Genomic DNA, 16,824 nt, shown 5'->3' on the forward strand with positions numbered 1-16,824 from the left:
CGGAGGCGCCGCCGGGTTCGCTGCTGCGGGTGCTACCAGGGCACCACGCCCTCGTCGTCGAAGAAGCCGCCGGTGGGGCCGTCGTCGGGGAGGGTGGCGAGCCGGATCGCGATCGCCGCGCCCTGCTCCGGGGTGCGGACGCCGCGGAAGCCGTTGAGGTCGGTCGCGCAGTATCCCGGGCAGCCGGCGTTGATCAGGATGTTCGTGTCGTGCAGCTCCTTGGCGTACTGGACCGTGACGGCGTTCAGGAACGTCTTCGAGGGTGCGTAGGCCAGGGAGATCGGGCCCGTCTCGCCGCCGGGGGCGGTCTGCCGGGAGAGCGAGCCGACGCTGCTGGACATGTTCACGATCCGCGGCGAGGCCGAGCGCCGCAACAGCGTGAGCAGCGCGTTGGTGACGCGGATGACGCCGATGACGTTCGTGTCCACGGCGGTCCGCACCGCGGCGAGGTCCGCGGTGGTGGGCGTCTGCGCCATCCCGCCGGTCACGGCGGCGTTGTTGACGAGGACGTCGAGCCGGCCGGACCGCTCCTCCAGCAGTCGCGCCGCGGCCGCCACGCTGGCGTCGTCGGTCACGTCGATCGGGACGCCGAACGCGTCGGCGCCGGCTGCCCGCAGCTTCTGGACGGCGGCCTCCCGGAGCTCGTCGTTCCTGGCACCGACGCCGACGCTCCAGCCGAGGGCGCCGAGGCCCACCGCGATCTCGTATCCGATTCCCTTGTTCGCGCCGGTGACCAGCGCGATCGTCTGTCCGCTCATGTCCTCCAGCCTGCTGGGCGCACCCGGCGGGAAGCCAACACCGTCTGGGTGGGCAGCGATACCGCTGGGGTATCGGCGCAGCTCATCGACGTAAGAACGGGAGTCGGCGGGGCGCCGTCGGGTACCTTGGCAGCATGGAGACGCGGGAGTTGCGGTACTTCGTCGCGGTCGCCGAGGAACTGCATTTCGGGCGCGCGGCGGAGCGGCTGGGCATCGCGCAGCCTCCGCTGTCGCGGGCGATCCAGCAGCTCGAACGGCGGATGGGGGCGGCGCTGCTGGACCGTACCAGCCGGGGCGTCGCGCTGACCGAGGCCGGATCGGTGCTGCTGCGGGAGGGCCGGGCGGCCCTCGACGCGGTCGACGCCGCCGACCGCCGCACCCGTCGTGCCGCCGCCGCGAGCGGCCGGCCCGGGGTGGTCCTGGTGACGAAGGCGGGCGCGTCCGGCGAGTTGCTGGCGAAGCTGCTCGCCGCGTACGCCGCCGAGCCCGACGCGGTCGCCGTCGACGTGCAGTTGTGCGGGCCCGGCGAGCAGGAGCGGTGGCTGCGTGACGGGCGGGCCGATGTCGCCCTGCTGCACCGGCCGTTCGACTCCACGACCGGGCTGGACACCGAGGAGCTGTCCACCGAGGGGCAGGTCGTCGTGCTGCCCGCAGGGCACCCCTTCACCGGGCGGTCCCGGCTGCGGGTCGCCGACATCGCCGAGCTGCCCGGTCTGCCGCTGCCGCGCTGGCCGCGCCACGACGGGAGCCACTCCGACGGCCCGGGACCGGTGGTCCGCGACAACACGCAGTTGCTCCAACTCATCGCGCTCGGCCGGGCCGCGGCCATCCTGCCGGAGTCGTCCCGGGCCCAGCTCCGGGACGACCTCGTCACCGTGCCGCTGGTCGACGCGCCCTCGGTGACGACGCTCATCGCGTGGCCGCCGCAAAGCCGCTCCCTCGCCGTCGCCGGCCTCGTCCGGGCGGCCACCCGCCTCTAGGACGTCAGGTGAGGGTCCACAAGGTGAGGTGGGCGCCGCCGCCGGCCAGGGTCCTGCCGTCGGAACTGAAGGCGACGGAGGCGCCGGGAGGGCCGTAGCGGTAGCTGTTGCCGACCGCGCCGGTGTCGGCGGTGGCGAGGATGCGCCGGGTGGCGGTGGACCAGAGGGTGATCGTGCCGTCGAAGTTGCCGGTGGCCAGCAGGGTGCCGTCGGGGCTGAAGGCGACGGCACTCGCCGTGCTCCCCTTGTTGATGAGCATCTCTCCAGCCGCATGGGTGACGGCGTCCCAGAGCTGAACGGTGCCCTTCCCGGTGGCGACGGCGAGGGTGCGGCCGTCGGGGCTGAAGGCGACCGAGTTCAGGTTGCAGTTGGTGGTGGCGAGCGACCTGACCTTGCTGCGGCTGCGCACGTCCCACAGGTCGACGGTCCCGTGGTCGCTGGTGGCGGTGCTCTGACCGTCCCCGGAGCCGACGACGAGGGTGCGGCCGTCCGGACTGAACGCCATGGCCTGGTTCCACCAGTCGCCCTGCCCGAACGTACCAATCCGCTGGTAGGAGGTGAGGTCCCAGAGCGAGAACACCGCGGAGTCGTAGCTGGTCGCCATCAGCTTCCCGTCCGGGCTGAGGGCGACGACGTTGAGGAAGCCCGTCCACACGCGGTCGTCGGTGTGGGCGTCGACCGCCCCGGCCTCCGTGCGCGAGGCCATGTCCCAGAGCTCGACGGTGCCGTCGCCGTTTCCGGAGGCGAGCCTCTTGCCGTTCGCGGCGAACGCCACCGAGTTGACCGACTCGGTGCCGGGTGCGGTGGAGTGCCGGGTGGTGCCGAGGGTCCCGGAGCGCTTGCCGCTGCGGGTGTCCCAGACGGTGACGTCGCCGATGCCCTGCGCGGCGGCGAGGGTGGTGCCGTCGGGACTGAACGCGATGCCGAACAGGCCCTTGGCGGTGCCGTCGTCGAGGGTCGAGCGAAGCGTGAGGGTGGCCTTCGTCCGGGCCTTGGTCCGGACGGTACCCGCGCCTCCACCGGACGGGCTGCCACCCCCGCCTTTGCCCCCGCCGAAGTTCCGCACGGCGAGCGGGATGCCGACACCGGCCGCGACGACGGCGCCGACACCGGCGGTGATGAGGGCACGGCGGGAGGGCGCACGGCCGGTGGTGTCCGCCGGGTGCGGCGGCCCCGCCCCCTCTCCGCCGGGTCGCGGGTCGCCGGTGACCCGGTCCTCCCCGCCCGGTCCGTACCGGGTGGCGCCGTCGTGAACGGGTCCACCGCGGCCGGGGCCCTTGTCCCCGAACGCGAGCGTCGGTTCGGTGCGGGCCGCAGGTCCCGCCGGTCCTGCCGGTCCTGCGAGCCGGTCGAGAAACCGCGCGACCCACTCGGCGTCGGGACGCTCGGCCGGTACCTTCTCCAGCAGCGCCTCCAGCAAGGGCGCGGACTCCGCGGCCCGCTCCACCGGCCGCGGCGGCTGGAGCAGGATCGCCACGCAGAGGTTGGTGAGCGTCTCACCGGTGAACGGCACCCGGCCCTCCACAGCGGTGTACAGCGTCGCCCCGAGCGACCACAGGTCCGACGCTGCCGTGACCTCCTTGCCCTCCAACTGCTCGGGGGACATGTAGAGCGGGGTGCCGATCAACGAGCCGGACACCGTCAGGGTCGTACCGCCCTCCGCCAGGCGGGCGACGCCGAAGTCCGTGAGGGCGGTGCGCTCCGCGGTCAGCAGGATGTTGTCCGGCTTGACGTCCCGGTGCACGATTCCCGCCGCGTGCGCGTGCACCAGGGCGTCCAGCACGGCCGCCCCGATCCGTGCCGCCTCCGGCACCGGCAGCGGCCCCCGCTCGTCGAGCACGGCACGCAGCGAGCGGCCCGCGACGTACTCCATCACGATCATCGGGGCGCCGTCGTGATCCACGATGTCGTGGACCCCCACGATCCCGGGGTGGCGCAGGTTCGCCGCGATCCTCGCCTCCCGGCGGAACCGCTGCACCAGAACGTCCTGTTCAGCGGCCGAAGTCCCCTGCGGCGGCAGGATCTCCTTGACCGCGACGTCCCTCTCCAGCGCCTCGTCCCGACCGCGCCAGACCCGCCCCATCCCGCCGCGGCCCACCAACTCGACCAAGCGGTAGCGGCCCGCCACCACGTCCCCCTGATTCGCCGTCACACCCGCCACGGTATTGAGGGCGCGTCACCCTGCTCAACCACCGGCTGCCGCTTGTGCCGATTCCGTTGCACCCGAGCCTGCAGGCGTCAGGACCGCGCCGTCCCGACCGGTTCCGCGGGACTCCCGGCGGCGTCCACGGGCTCCGCGGGTACCGGGATCGGGCCACGGCGCAGCAGCGCCCCGCAGAGGACGGCGCCCCCGGCGAAGACGCCGGCGCACCACCAGAACACGGTGGTGTAGCCGTGGATGGTCGCCAGGTGGATCAGCGCCGGCGTCGGCCGGCCCTGCGCGTGGTGCGCCACGTAGTGGGTCGTGGCGTTGGTGGCAAGGGAGTTGAGGAGCGCGAGGCCGATCGCGCCGCCGACCTGCTGCCCGGTCTGGATGCTCGCCGAGGCGATCCCCGCGTCGTGCGGCGCCACACCGGACGTGCCGGTGCGCAGCGTCGAGGAGAAGATGAGCCCCATCCCCACGCCGGCCACCATGAGCGGGCCGAGCAGGGCGGACGCGTACCCGGAGTCCACGTGGATCCTGGTCAGCCAGGACATGCCGCCCGCGCCGAGCAGCATGCCGACGGCGACGAGCGGCTTGGGGCCGACCCGAGGCATCAGCCGGATGTTGCCGACCGCGGCCGCCACCGCGACGGTCCCCACCATCGGGAGCAGGCCGACCCCGGACCTCAACGCCGAGTACCCCAGGGTGCCTTGCATGTAGTAGATGACGAACAGGAAGATGCCGTACATCGCCGCCCCGACGAGCAGCATGGTGAGGTACGCGCCGCCGCGGTTGCGGTCCAGGACGATGCGCGGCGGCAGCAGGGGCTGCGCGGCGCGGCCCTGCCGGACCGCGAAGACGATCAGCAGCACGGCGCCGGCGATCAGGAAGCCCCAGGTCGAGGGCGTGCCCCAGCGGTGCGAGGAGGCGTTGGAGAAGCCGTAGACCAGGCAGAACATCCCGGCCGACACCGTCACCACGCCCGGCAGGTCCAGGCGGGCGGCGGGCCTCTTGGGCGGCCGGGACATCAGCAGTGCGCCCCCGACCACCGCGAGCCCGGCGAAGACCAGGTTGACGTACATGCACCACCGCCAGGACAGCGTGGAGGTCAGCGCGCCGCCGATGATGAGCCCCAGGCCGCCCCCGGCGGCCGCGATCGTGCTGAAGGCGCCGAACGCCTTGCCGCGTTCGGCGGGATCGGTGAACGTCGTGGTCAGCAGCGCCAGGGTGGCGGGCGCCAGCAACGCGCCGAAGATGCCCTGGCAGGCCCGCGACGCCGCCAGCATCTCGAAGTTGACCGAGGCGCCGCCGACCGCGGAGGCGGCGGCGAAGCCGACCAGCCCGGTGAGGAAGGTCTCCTTGCGGCCGATGATGTCGACCAGCCGCCCGCAGAACAGCAGCAGGCTGCCGAAAGCCAGCAGATAGGCGGTCACGATCCACTGCCGGTCCGCGTTGCTGAACCCCAGGTCCCGTTGCGCGCTGGGCAGCGCCAGGTTCATCACCGTCGTGTCGAGGACGACCATCAACTGCGCGACGCAGATGACGCCGAGGACCATCCACCGGCGGGGATCCCCCCGCACGCCGCCGGCCTCTCCGGTGGTCGCGGTCGCCGCACTGTGAACTGCCACGTTCTTCTCCTTGCCCTGTCGAACTGCCCTGTCGAACGGATACGAGCGCCCATACGACGGGTACGGCGGGGCGGAGTGTGACATGGCCGCCCTCCGGAGGACCGGCAGCCGGTGTGACGTGGACCACAACGGGCGGTGAGCTGTCACATCCCCGGGTTCCGGGCGGCTCTCCCTTCGGAACACGCCCGCGACGAGAGGTCCGAAGATGTCCCCACTCCCGTCAGACGACCCGGCGCCGACCGCGACGGAGACCGCGCCGGACCTGGCGACGCAGACCGCGACGCAGACCCCGACGGAGAGCTTCACCGCGCATCGCGACCTGCTCTTCTCCGTCGTCTACAACATGCTCGGCACCGTCGCCGACACCGAGGACGTGCTGCAGGAGACCTGGCTGGCCTGGGCGGCACGCAGCCGGGCGGCCGGCTCGGAGGCGATCAGGAACCCCCGCTCCTACCTGGTGCGGATCGCGGCGAACCGGGCCATCGACCACCAGGCCGCCCTCAGCCGCCGCCGCGAGACGTACGTCGGGCCATGGCTGCCCGAACCGCTCGCCACCCCGCGCGTGCAGGCGCCGGCCTCCACCGGTACCGGCGACGCCGCCGACGCGGTGCTGCACGCCGAGTCGGTGTCGATGGCGCTGCTGGTGGTGCTGGAGACCCTCTCTCCGCTGGAGCGGGGGGTGTTCGTCCTGCACGAGGTGTTCGGCTACACCCACACCGAGATCGCCGGCATCCTCGACCGCTCCCCGTCGGCGGTCCGCCAGCTCGCCCACCGCGCCCGCGCCCACGTCGACGCCCGGCGCCCCCGCTACGAACCCGATCCGGCCGTCCGGCAGCAGGTGACCGAACGGTTCCTCGCGGCCACCCTCGGCGGCGACGTGGACGCCCTCCTGGAAGTCCTCGCACCCGAGGTGACCCTGTGGGGCGACGGCGGCGGCAAGGGCCACCCGGCCGCAGGGCTGCGGACGTTGCACGGCCGGGACGAGGTCGTCCGCACGCTCGTGAGGAACGCGCGCCGCTTCGGCAGCGGCCTGGACATCGTGTACCGGAGCGTCAACGGCGACCCGTCGGTCCTCATGTGCGACGGCGGCACCACCCGGGCCGTCCTCGTCCTCGACCTCCTCCCGGGCAGCGACCAGGTGTGCGGGATCTACATCGTCGCCAACCCCGCGAAGCTCACCCACGTCGTCTGAGCGCCGGGGCACCCGAGAACGGAGAAGGGGGGTCGCCCGGCCGGGCGACCCCCCTTCTGTGCGAACGGCCTACGGCCGCCGCGGATGCTGGACCGGTCAGCCGGCCAGGCCGCCGGGCGTGCCCGTCTTGCGGCGGCGGACCAGGAAGACCGCGCCCGCGCCGAGGACGACGACCGCCCCGCCGACGCCCGCGATGGTCGGCAGCGCCGAGGAGCTTCCGGTCTCGGCGAGGTTGCCGGTGGCCAGCTCGGTGTCACCGGCGGGCTTGGCCGGAAGCGGCTTCTCGCCACCGGTGGTGGGCACCGCGCCGCCACCGCTCGCCGACCCGGCCGCGAGGACGTCGAAGGTGTAGAAGTTGTCGCCACCCGAGATCGCGCACTGGCCCTGGTCGTCGGCGTAGACACCCGCGCCGAAGACGTAGCCCTCGCCCGCGGGGGCCTTGGCGTCGACGTTCAGCCGCAGCTTGAGGGTGAAGGAGTCGTGGCCCTTGACCTCGGTGTAGCCCAGGTAGTTGGCGTCGGGGTCGTTCTCGTCGAGCGAGATCGCGACCCACTTGCCGGTGTCCGGGTTCTGGAACTGGACCTTGAGGTGGCTGGTGTCCTCGTTCCAGTCCTTGGCCGAGACGGTGGCCGCGAACAGTGCGAAGTCGACGCGCTTGTAGTCCTTCGCCGAGGAGTTCTTCACCGCCAGGCCGAAGGGGTGCCAGCCGCTGCCCGCGGCCACCTTGCCCGGCAGGCCGCTGATCGTGGTGGTCAGGTTCTTGTCGACCTGCGGCTCGTCCGAGCTGTCGTCACAGGCGGTGCCGTCGTCGGGCGGCGTCGTGGCGCCCGTGGTCGGCGTCGCGGGAGTGGTCGCCGGCGACGTGGTGGGAGTGGCGGGCGTCGTGGGCGCGTCCGTCGTCGGCGCGGCGGTGGGCGCGTCCGTCGTCGGCGTCGCGGACGGGGTCGTGGTCACGGTCGACGTGGCCGACGCCGTCGGCGAAGGGGTGTCACCCGCGGCGGCGGACGCGGACGTCGCGGCGAACAGGGCGACGGGGGCGAGCGCGGCGGTCGCGGCAACCGACACCACGGCACGGCGAAGCTTCATGGGTGCCTCAATCTGGCAGGTCACAAGGGATGCAGACGGGATGCTGAGAAGAAGTGAGGGGTCCGCTACTACGCGTGGGGCGGAGCGGGGGAGGCGATGCTATCCCGAGCCGTCCCGGCACCGCCGTCGCCCGGACGGCGTTCCGCACCCCCAGGCGGCGCGGTCGTCCCACGCGCCACAGCCTTCTCACAGGAAAGGGACAGGAAGTGAGGAATGGCCCGTTCCGTGTGCCGAGCATCACACAACCGCTGGGGCGGACGGTACGGCTCCGCGAGCGGCGACAGGGCCCCGACGCTACGAAACAGCGTCAGGGCCCGGACAGCACGAAGCGGCCCGAGGCGGTGGTGCGCGCCTCGGGCCGGGAACGTGGGATCAGCGGCCGAGCGGGGAGTCGGCCGGGATGCTGCCGAGCCGGCCGGCCTGGAAGTCGTCGAAGGCCTGGGCGAGTTCGGCGTGGGTGTTCATGACGAACGGGCCGTACTGCATCATCGGCTCGCGGATGGGCAGCCCGCCGAGCAGGACGACCTCGAAGTTGGCGCTGCGGGAGTCCTGCTTGTCGTGGGCGCGCAGGGTGACGGCGTCGCCCTCGCCGAAGACGACCGCCTGGCCCATCTGGAAGGGCCGCTCCCCGGGGCCCGCGAAGCCGCGGCCGGCGAGCCCGTAGGCGAGCGCGTTGAAGTCCTTGCGCCACGGGAGGGTGACGGTCGCGCCCGGGTTCACCGAGAGGTGGATCATCGTGATCGGGGTGTGCGTCGAGCCGGGGCCGCTGTGGCCGCCCAGGTCGCCGGCGATGAGGCGGATGAGGGCGCCGCCGTCCTCGGAGGTGAGCAGCTTCAGCCCGCCCGCGCGGATGTCCTGGTACTTCGGCGGCATCATCTTGTCCGCCTTCGGGAGGTTCACCCACAGCTGGAGGCCGTGGAAGAGCCCGCCGCTCATCACCAGCGACTCCGGCGGCGTCTCGATGTGCAGCAGCCCGGACCCGGCGGTCATCCACTGGGTGTCGCCGTTGGTGATGGTGCCGCCGCCACCGTGGCTGTCCTGGTGCACGAAGGTGCCGTCCATGATGTAGGTCACGGTCTCGAAGCCGCGGTGCGGGTGCCACGGGGTGCCCTTCGGCTCGCCCGCCGCGTACTCCACCTCGCCCATCTGGTCCATCATGATGAACGGGTCCAGGTGCCGGTAGTCGATCCCCGCGAAGGCGCGGCGCACCGGGAAGCCCTCGCCCTCCAGCCCGCTCGGCGCGGTGCTCACCGCTCGCGCGGGGCGTGGGGTGCTCTCCGCCCCCACGCTCACCCGGGGCAGGCTCAGCGGGTTCTCAACGGTCACTGCGGGCATGACGGCCTCCTCCTGTTGCTCACAACCAAAGTAGTTGAACTCTGAACAGATCGCAAGGCGTCACCATTCCCTCACGGAGATGGGGGTGCCCAGACCCTCCGGGGCGGCTTGTACTGCCCGTCGAGGGACCACCTGTCGGTGGTGGGTTGCGCGCGCAGTTCCCCGCGCCCCTGGGTATGTGCGGCTCCTCCCGCGAAAAGAGGGCAACCCCCAAGGGGCGCGGGGGGGCACCTCCCAGCCGCCAGGCTGCGGGAGAACTGTGCGAACAACCACAGCCGGACCGCAAGGTCCCGTGTCAACAGAACGGGGCACCCCGGGGGGTCAGGGGCGCGGCTCAGCCGTACATGCGGCGCATGGTGAACTCGACCATCTGCTCGACCGCCTTCGCGTCGAACACCATGCGGTGCTGCCCGTCGATGTCGAGCACGAACCCGTACCCCGTCGGCAGCAGATCCAGCACCTCCGCCCCGGTGATCACGAAGTACTTGGACTCCTTGCCCGCGTACCTCCGCAACTCCTTGAGCGAGGTGAACATCGGGATGACCGGCTGCTGGGTGTCGTGCAGCGCCAGGAACCCGGGGTTCTCGCCGCGCGGGCAGTACACCTTGGACGTGGCGAAGATCGCCTGGAAGTCCTCGGCCATCATCGCCCCGGTCGTGAACGCGCGGACCGCGTCGGCCAGCGACGGCGGGGACGGCTCCGGGTACGCGGGCGCCGGCTCCGGGTAGCCGGGGCCGCCCATCGGACCGCCGTCCATGGGCGCGCCCATCGGCGGACCCATCGGGGGACCCATGGGACCGGAGCCCATCTGACCGCCCTGGCCGCCATTCACGCTCTGCTCGTAGCCGTACACGGGCCCCAGGGTATCGAGCCCGGCACGCGGGCAACGAGGAAGGCGTCACATCGGGCCGGAAGGGCTTGCTTCTTATTACCGACCGGTAGCATCATTTCGGATGAAGCCTTCTTCTTGACTGCGATACGGAGCCTCCTCCATGGGCCACTACAAGTCGAACCTCCGCGACATCGAGTTCAACCTCTTCGAGGTCCTGGGCCGCGACCAGGTCTACGGCACCGGTCCGTTCGCGGAGATGGACGTGGACACCGCGAAGGACATCCTGAGCGAGCTCGCCCGCCTCGCGGAGCACGAGCTGGCCGACTCCTACGCCGACGCCGACCGCAATCCGCCGGTCTTCGACCCGAAGACCAGCACCGCGCCGATCCCCGACTCCTTCAAGAAGAGCTACGCCGCCTTCATGGACGCCGAGTACTGGCGGCTGGGCCTGCCCGAGGAGATCGGCGGCACCACCGCGCCGCGCTCCCTGATCTGGGCCTATGCCGAACTGGTGCTCGGCTCCAACCCCGCGGTGTGGATGTACAGCTCCGGCCCGGCCTTCGCCCGCATCCTCTTCGAGGAGGGCACCGAGGAGCAGAAGAAGATCGCCTCCCTCGCGGTGGAGAAGCAGTGGGGCTCCACCATGGTCCTCACCGAGCCCGACGCCGGCTCCGACGTCGGCGCCGGCCGGACCAGGGCCGTCCGGCAGGAGGACGGCAGCTGGCACATCGAGGGTGTCAAGCGCTTCATCACCTCGGGCGAGCACGACATGTCCGACAACATCATCCACTACGTGCTGGCCCGTCCCGAGGGCGCCGGCCCCGGCACCAAGGGCCTGTCGCTGTTCATGGTCCCGAAGTACGCGTTCGACTTCACCACCGGCGAGCTGGGCGAGCGCAACGGCGTGTACGCCACGAACGTCGAGCACAAGATGGGCCTGAAGGCGTCCAACACCTGCGAGATGACCTTCGGCGACAAGCACCCCGCCAAGGGCTGGCTGATCGGCGACCGGCACGACGGCATCCGCCAGATGTTCCGGATCATCGAGTTCGCCCGCATGATGGTCGGCACCAAGGCGATCGCCACCCTGTCCACCGGCTACCTGAACGCGCTGGAGTACGCGAAGGAGCGGGTGCAGGGCCCGGACCTGGCCCGGTTCACCGACAAGGCCGCGCCCAAGGTCACCATCACCCACCACCCCGACGTGCGCCGCTCCCTGATGACGCAGAAGGCGTACGCGGAGGGCATGCGCGCCCTCGTCCTCTACACCGCGACCGTCCAGGACGGCATCCAGGCCGCCGAGGCCCGCGGCGAGGACGCCAAGCACCTGCACGGGCTCAACGACCTGCTGCTGCCGATCGTGAAGGGCTACGGCTCGGAGCGGTCCTACGAGCAGCTCGCACAGTCGCTCCAGACCTTCGGCGGCTCCGGGTACCTCCAGGAGTACCCGATCGAGCAGTACATCCGGGACGCCAAGATCGACACCCTCTACGAGGGCACCACCGCGATCCAGGGCCAGGACTTCTTCTTCCGGAAGATCGTCCGCGACCAGGGGCAGGCGCTGACCGCGCTCAGCGAGGAGATCAAGAAGTTCCTCGCCGAGGCGCCGGGCGGCGACGAGCTGACCGCGGCCCGCGACCAGCTCGCGAGGTCCGCGGCCGACCTGGAGTCGATCGTCGGCACCATGCTCACCGACCTCGCGGCCACCGAGCAGGACGTGCGCTCCATCTACAAGGTGGGCCTGAACGCCACCCGGCTGCTGCTCGCCTCGGGCGACGTGGTCACCGGCTACCTGCTGCTGCGCGGCGCCGCGGTGGCGGCCGAGAAGCTCCCGTCGGCGACCGGCAAGGACCGGGCGTTCTACGCGGGGAAGGTCGCCGCGGCGACGTTCTTCGCGAGCACGGTGCTCCCCGAGGTCGGTACCGCGCGGGCGCTGGCCGAGACGGTCACCCTGGACATCATGGACCTGCCCGAAGAGGCGTTCTGACCCGAGGGCGTCCCGGGCCCGCCGGCCCGCCCGGCTGCCGGGCCGCCCGTCCCCTCCCGCGCTTCCCGCGCTCCGACGGCGTGCCGTCGCCTTCCCCGGCGACGGCACGCCGTCGCGTATGGCCGAAAACTAAGCTGTGCCCATGACCTCTCAGCACCCCGCGTTCGACCGCACGCACACCGACGACCTGGCCGCCTTCGTACGATCCGCGCCCTCCCCCTACCACGCGGCGGAGACCGTGGCCGAGCGGCTGGACGCGGCCGGATTCCGCCGGGTCGAGGAGACCGAGCGGTGGGAGGACGGCGCGGCCGGCGGGCGCTACGTGGTGCGCGGCGGCGCCGTCGTCGCCTGGTACGTGCCCGAGGGGGCCTCGCCGGGCACCCCGTTCCGGGTGGTGGGAGCGCACACCGACTCGCCGAACCTGCGGGTCAAGCCGCAGCCCGACCTCGGCTCGCACGGCTGGCGCCAGGTCGCCGTCGAGATCTACGGCGGCCCGCTGCTCAACAGCTGGCTCGACCGCGACCTCGGCATCGCCGGCCGGCTGTCCCTGCGCGACGGCACCTCCCGCCTGGTCGACGTCGACCGGCCGCTGCTGCGGGTGGCCCAGCTCGCCATCCACCTCGACCGCTCGGCGAACGACGCGCTCACCCTGGACCGGCAGCGCCACCTCCAGCCGCTGTGGGGGCTGGGCGACGCCGAGGAGGGCGACCTGATCTCCTTCCTCGCCCAGGAGGCGGGGGTCGCCGAGGCCGACGTGACCGGCTGGGACCTCATGGCGCACGACGTCCAGCCGCCGGCCTACCTCGGCCGCGACCGAGAACTGTTCGCCTCCCCCCGGCTGGACAACCTGCTGTCCGTGCACGCCTGCGTGGCCGCGCTGATCCGGGCCGCCGAGCAGCCGGACCTCGCCCACATCCCGGTCATGGCCGCCTTCGACCACGAGGAGGCCGGCAGCGGGTCCGACACCGGCGCCGGCGGCCCGCTGCTCGGGCGGGTCTTCGAACGCTCCGTGCTGGCCCGGGGCGGCGACCGCGAGGACCTGCTGCGCGCGCTGGCCGGAACGGTCTGCGCGTCCTCCGACGTCGGCCACGCCGTCCACCCCAACTACGCCGAGCGGCACGACCCGAGCCACCACCCGCGGGCCAACGGGGGCCCGATCCTGAAGTCCAACGTCAACCAGCGCTATGCCACCGACGGGGCCGGCCGTGCCGCCTTCGCCGCCGCCTGCGAGCGGGCCGGGGTGCCCTTCCAGCACTTCGTGTCCAACAACACGGTGCCCTGCGGGACCACGATCGGGCCCATCACCGCGGCCCGGCACGGCATCACCACCGTGGACGTCGGCGTCGCGCTGCTGTCGATGCACTCCGCCCGCGAGCTCGCCGGCGCGGACGACCCGCACCTGCTCGCCAGCGCGCTCGCCGCCTTCCTGGAGAGCTGAGGGCCCCTCCCCGCCCGCCGCTAGTAGGTCACCGTGATGCGGCGGGCGGGGCCGTCCACGCGGACCCGGCCGCCGTAGGGGATGACCTGCTGCGGGTCGGTGTGGCCCAGGTCGACGTCGAAGACGATCATCGTCTCGGGGGCGTACAGCCCGAACGCGCGCAGCACGGCGGCGCGTTGCCGCTCGCGGTGGGCGACGCGCTGCTCGGGCGGGAGCGGCCGGTCGAAGGACCATGCCTTCGCGCGGCCCATCAGCAGCGCGGGGAAGCGCCGGAGCAGCCCGCGCTCGCCCATGTTCCGCAGGATGCGGAACACCTCCTCGTCGGAGGGGAGTTCCTCCGAGGTCTCCAGGAAGAGCACGCACCCGTCGTACTCCTCCGGCGGCCGGATGCCGCGGTCGGCCATGAGCAGCCAGGACAGGATCTCCAGGTTCCCGCCCCAGCTCGGGCCCTCCACCACGCGGTCGGGGCGGTGCCAGGTCCAACCGCCGGCCGGCTCCATCCGCGGCGCGGAGTCGAAGGTGTGCGGGTCCTCCCAGCGGCGCGCCATGTCGGTGAACTCGGCCGCCGGCGCGAGTTCGTACGTCCCGGAGCCGAGCAGCGCCGCGCGCAGCGACCGCTCGGTCACCGGGTGCAGGGCCCCGGGCCGGCCGAACTCCACCATCACGCTGCCGCCGTGGTAGCCGACGATCCCCAGGTTCCACAGGTGCACCAGCAGGTTCGTGTTGTCGCTGTACCCGAAGAACGGCTTGGGGTTCGCCCGCAGCAACTCCGCGTCCAGCAGCGGCAGGACGGTGATCTGGTCGTCCCCGCCGATGCTGCTGATCACCGCCTTCACCTCGGGGTCCGCGAACGCGGCGTGCAGGTCCGCGGCCCGCTCGGCGGGTGTGGACCCCATCCGCCGGGTGCTGGGGTACTCCACCACCTCCAGCCCGAACTCCGCCCGCAGCCGGGCCAGTCCGAGCTCGAACGGCAGCGGCAGCACCTGCGGCAGTCCGGCCGACGGCGACACGACCGCGACCCGGTCCCCCGGACGCGGCTTGGCGGGACAGAGAGGCTCCATCCCGCCATGATCGCCGATCGCCGCCACCCGGGCCGCCCTTTTTCCGCCCGCTACGACGCCGCCGGCAGCGGCTCCAGGCGGACCACGACCCCCTTGGACGTGGGGGTGTTGCTCACGGCGGCCACGCTGTCGAGCGGCACGAGCACGTTGGTCTCCGGGAAGTACGTGGCGACGCAGCCGCGCGCCGTCGGGTAGCCGACCAGCCGGAAGTCCTCGGCCCGCCGTTCCACACCGTCGTCCCAGACGCTCACCAGGTCCACCCGGTCCCCGTCGGCCAGGCCGAGCGCGTCCAGGTCCGCGCGGTTGATCAGGACGACCCGGCGGGAGCCGTGGATGCCCCGGTAGCGGTCGTTGTTGGTGTAGGGGACGGTGTTCCACTGGTCGTGCGAGCGGATCGTCTGGAGGATGAGGTGCCCCTCGGGGGCGGTGAGCATGGTGAAGTCGTTGCGGCTGAACTCCGCCTTGCCGCTGGGGGTGGGGAAGACGCCTTCGTTCACCGGGTTGGGCAGCGTGAAGCCGCCGGGCTTCGCCACCCGCAGGTTGAAGTTCTCGAACCCCGGCACGACCCGGGCGATCCGGTCCCGGATCACCCCGTAGTCCTGCTCGAACCCCTCCCAGGGCACGTCCACCCGGTCGCCCAGGGTCCGGCGGGCCAGCCGGCTGAGGATCGCCACCTCGCTGAGCAGCAGCGCGGACGCGGGTTCCACGTGGCCGTAGGAGGCGTGCACCGCGCTCATCGAGTCCTCGACGGTGACGAACTGCTCGCCGCTCGCCTGCCGGTCGCGCTCGCTGCGGCCGAGGGTGGGGAGGATCAGTGCGGTGTCGCCGCAGACCGCGTGCGAGCGGTTCAGCTTGGTGGAGATCTGCACCGTCAGCCGGCAGCGGCGCATCGCCTCCTCCGTGGCCCGGCTGTCCGGCGTGGCCCGGACGAAGTTGCCCGCCAGCGCGAGGAACACCTTGATCCGGTCCTCGCGCATCGCCCGGATGGTGTCCACCGTGTCCAGGCCGTGCTCGGCGGGCGGGGTGAACGAGAACTCCCGTCCCAGGTCGTCCAGGAACTCCTGGGGCATCTTCTCCCAGACGCCCATGGTGCGGTCGCCCTGGACGTTGCTGTGCCCGCGCACCGGGCACGCACCGGCCCCCGGCTTGCCGACGATCCCGCGCATCAGCAGCAGGTTGACCGCCTCGCGGATGGTCGGGACGGCGTGCCGGTGCTGGGTGAGCCCCATCGCCCAGCACAGCACGATCCGTTCGCTGCGCAGCACGAGGCCGGCCAGCTGCTCGATCTGGTAGCGGGTCAGCCCGGTCGCCTCCAGCACCTCCGGCCAGGAGAAGCCGGCCCGCAGGTGCGCGGCGTACTCGGCGAAGCCGTTGGTGTGGGTCTCGATGAACTCGCGGTCCAGCACGGTGCCGGGCGCGGTGTCCTCGGCCTCCAGCAGCAGCACGTTGAGCGCCTGGAAAAGGGCGAGATCGCCGCCGAGCCGGATCTGCAGGAAGTCGTCGGCGATCTGGACGCCCTGCCCGATCACCCCGCGCGGCTTCTGCGGGTTCTTGAACCGCAGCAGGCCGGCCTCGGGCAGCGGGTTGACCGCGACGATCCGCCCGCCCCTGCGCTTGTTCTCCTCCAGCGCCGACAGCATCCGCGGGTGGTTGGTGCCCGGGTTCTGCCCCAGGGTGATGATCAGGTCGGCGTGGTGGAGGTCGGCCAGGCTGACGTTGCCCTTGCCGGTGCCCAGCGACGCGTGCAGGGCCGCGCCGCTCGACTCGTGGCACATGTTGGAGCAGTCGGGGAGGTTGTTCGTGCCGAAGGCCCGCGCGAAGAGCTGGAGCACGAAGGCGGCCTCGTTCGACGCCCGGCCCGAGGTGTAGAAGGCGGCCTCGTCGGGCGTGTCCAGCGCCTGGAGCTCGGTGGCGATCAGGCCGAGGGCGTCGTGCCAGCTGATCGGCTCGTAGTGGTCGGCCCCGGGGCGCTTGACCATGGGCTCGGTCAGCCGGCCCTGCTGGTTGAGCCACTGGTCCGAGGCGGCGGCCAACTGGGCGACGGAGTGCCGCCGGAAGAAGTCGGCGGTGATCCGCCGCCCGGTCGCCTCGTCGTTGACGTGCTTGGCGCCGTTCTCGCAGTACTCGTTCTTCGTCCGGTGCCCGGGGTCGGGGTCCGGCCACGCGCAGCCGGGGCAGTCGATGCCACCGACCTGGTTCAGGTGGAGCAGCGTCTTCCCGGTGGTCTGCGGGGACGCCTCGGCCAGCGCGTAGGACAGCGCGTGGGTGACGGCGGGCACGCCCGCGGCCCAGGTCTTGGGCGGGGTCACCTCCGCACGGTCGCCGGTCGGCTCCTCGGCCAGGTCGTCGGTCGGTGGCCTCTTCACCCGTATCCGCCTCTTCCC

At 72.3% G+C, this 16,824-nt stretch carries 12 protein-coding genes; 4 read left to right on the forward strand and 8 right to left on the reverse strand.

The window, feature by feature from the left end:
- Positions 1-32 precede the first annotated feature (32 nt).
- Positions 33-758, reverse strand: coding sequence for an SDR family oxidoreductase (locus C4U44_RS13055; protein ID WP_103885930.1), 726 nt, complete (start codon positions 756-758; stop codon positions 33-35).
- 134 nt (positions 759-892) lie between these two features.
- Here C4U44_RS13055 and C4U44_RS13060 point away from each other — a divergent pair, with 134 nt between their 5' ends.
- Positions 893-1,738 (forward strand): LysR family transcriptional regulator, encoded by an 846-nt coding sequence (locus tag C4U44_RS13060; RefSeq protein WP_103885931.1) that lies wholly within the window; start codon positions 893-895, stop codon positions 1,736-1,738.
- A gap of 4 nt (positions 1,739-1,742) precedes the next feature.
- On the opposite strand, the gene C4U44_RS13065 is transcribed toward C4U44_RS13060, so the two are convergent.
- Together C4U44_RS13065 and C4U44_RS13070 are read right to left on the reverse strand one after the other, a co-directional pair.
- On the reverse strand, positions 1,743-3,890 hold the full coding sequence (locus C4U44_RS13065) for a WD40 repeat domain-containing serine/threonine protein kinase (RefSeq protein WP_146088261.1): 2,148 nt from the start codon (positions 3,888-3,890) through the stop codon (positions 1,743-1,745).
- Positions 3,891-3,976: 86 nt separating this feature from the next.
- The gene (locus tag C4U44_RS13070) at positions 3,977-5,437 is read right to left on the reverse strand and encodes an MFS transporter (RefSeq protein ID WP_200823253.1); all 1,461 of its coding nucleotides are present in this window, start codon (positions 5,435-5,437) and stop codon (positions 3,977-3,979) included.
- Between the two features lie 277 nt (positions 5,438-5,714).
- Here C4U44_RS13070 and sigJ point away from each other — a divergent pair, with 277 nt between their 5' ends.
- Positions 5,715-6,701 carry an RNA polymerase sigma factor SigJ gene (gene sigJ / locus C4U44_RS13075; protein ID WP_103885934.1) on the forward strand — a complete coding sequence of 329 codons (987 nt, stop codon included), beginning with the start codon at positions 5,715-5,717 and terminating at the stop codon, positions 6,699-6,701.
- A 96-nt stretch (positions 6,702-6,797) separates the two neighbouring features.
- Here the strand turns inward: sigJ and C4U44_RS13080 are convergent, their stop codons facing one another.
- The 3 genes from C4U44_RS13080 to C4U44_RS13090 all read right to left on the reverse strand — a co-directional run bounded on the left by C4U44_RS13080 (position 6,798) and on the right by C4U44_RS13090 (position 9,975).
- Positions 6,798-7,787, reverse strand: a complete 990-nt coding sequence (locus tag C4U44_RS13080; protein ID WP_103885935.1) for an LAETG motif-containing sortase-dependent surface protein — start codon at positions 7,785-7,787, stop codon at positions 6,798-6,800.
- A gap of 372 nt (positions 7,788-8,159) precedes the next feature.
- The gene (locus tag C4U44_RS13085) at positions 8,160-9,122 is read right to left on the reverse strand and encodes a pirin family protein (RefSeq protein ID WP_103885936.1); all 963 of its coding nucleotides are present in this window, start codon (positions 9,120-9,122) and stop codon (positions 8,160-8,162) included.
- Positions 9,123-9,456: 334 nt separating this feature from the next.
- Entirely contained in the window at positions 9,457-9,975 is a 519-nt protein-coding gene (locus tag C4U44_RS13090) for an SseB family protein (protein WP_103885937.1), read from the reverse strand.
- 139 nt (positions 9,976-10,114) lie between these two features.
- On the opposite strand from C4U44_RS13090, the gene C4U44_RS13095 reads away from it, so the two are divergent.
- Both C4U44_RS13095 and C4U44_RS13100 read left to right on the forward strand, forming a co-directional pair.
- Positions 10,115-11,941, forward strand: a complete 1,827-nt coding sequence (locus C4U44_RS13095; protein ID WP_103885938.1) for an acyl-CoA dehydrogenase — start codon at positions 10,115-10,117, stop codon at positions 11,939-11,941.
- Positions 11,942-12,083: 142 nt separating this feature from the next.
- On the forward strand, positions 12,084-13,379 hold the full coding sequence (locus tag C4U44_RS13100) for a M18 family aminopeptidase (protein WP_103885939.1): 1,296 nt from the start codon (positions 12,084-12,086) through the stop codon (positions 13,377-13,379).
- 20 nt (positions 13,380-13,399) lie between these two features.
- Here the strand turns inward: C4U44_RS13100 and C4U44_RS13105 are convergent, their stop codons facing one another.
- Positions 13,400-14,440 (reverse strand): S66 family peptidase, encoded by a 1,041-nt coding sequence (locus tag C4U44_RS13105; RefSeq protein WP_103886266.1) that lies wholly within the window; start codon positions 14,438-14,440, stop codon positions 13,400-13,402.
- Positions 14,441-14,490: 50 nt separating this feature from the next.
- Complete coding sequence (locus C4U44_RS13110) at positions 14,491-16,806, reverse strand: FdhF/YdeP family oxidoreductase (protein ID WP_103885940.1); 2,316 nt, start codon at positions 16,804-16,806, stop codon at positions 14,491-14,493.
- Positions 16,807-16,824: the final 18 nt, after the last annotated feature.

This window comes from Actinacidiphila yanglinensis (assembly GCF_900107965.1).
In the GTDB taxonomy this organism is placed as follows: Bacteria; Actinomycetota; Actinomycetes; order Streptomycetales; family Streptomycetaceae; genus Actinacidiphila; species Actinacidiphila yanglinensis.

What these genes read in the sequence shown, in the direction of transcription:
- C4U44_RS13055 (WP_103885930.1), bottom strand. Translation starts at nt 758, where the DNA reads ATGAGCGGACAGACGATCGCGCTGGTCACCGGCGCGAACAAGGGAATC.
- C4U44_RS13060 (WP_103885931.1), top strand. Translation starts at nt 893, where the DNA reads ATGGAGACGCGGGAGTTGCGGTACTTCGTCGCGGTCGCCGAGGAACTG.
- C4U44_RS13070 (WP_200823253.1), bottom strand. Translation starts at nt 5,437, where the DNA reads ATGGTCCTCGGCGTCATCTGCGTCGCGCAGTTGATGGTCGTCCTCGAC.
- sigJ (WP_103885934.1), top strand. Translation starts at nt 5,715, where the DNA reads ATGTCCCCACTCCCGTCAGACGACCCGGCGCCGACCGCGACGGAGACC.
- C4U44_RS13080 (WP_103885935.1), bottom strand. Translation starts at nt 7,787, where the DNA reads ATGAAGCTTCGCCGTGCCGTGGTGTCGGTTGCCGCGACCGCCGCGCTC.
- C4U44_RS13085 (WP_103885936.1), bottom strand. Translation starts at nt 9,122, where the DNA reads ATGCCCGCAGTGACCGTTGAGAACCCGCTGAGCCTGCCCCGGGTGAGC.
- C4U44_RS13095 (WP_103885938.1), top strand. Translation starts at nt 10,115, where the DNA reads ATGGGCCACTACAAGTCGAACCTCCGCGACATCGAGTTCAACCTCTTC.
- C4U44_RS13100 (WP_103885939.1), top strand. Translation starts at nt 12,084, where the DNA reads ATGACCTCTCAGCACCCCGCGTTCGACCGCACGCACACCGACGACCTG.
- C4U44_RS13105 (WP_103886266.1), bottom strand. Translation starts at nt 14,440, where the DNA reads ATGGAGCCTCTCTGTCCCGCCAAGCCGCGTCCGGGGGACCGGGTCGCG.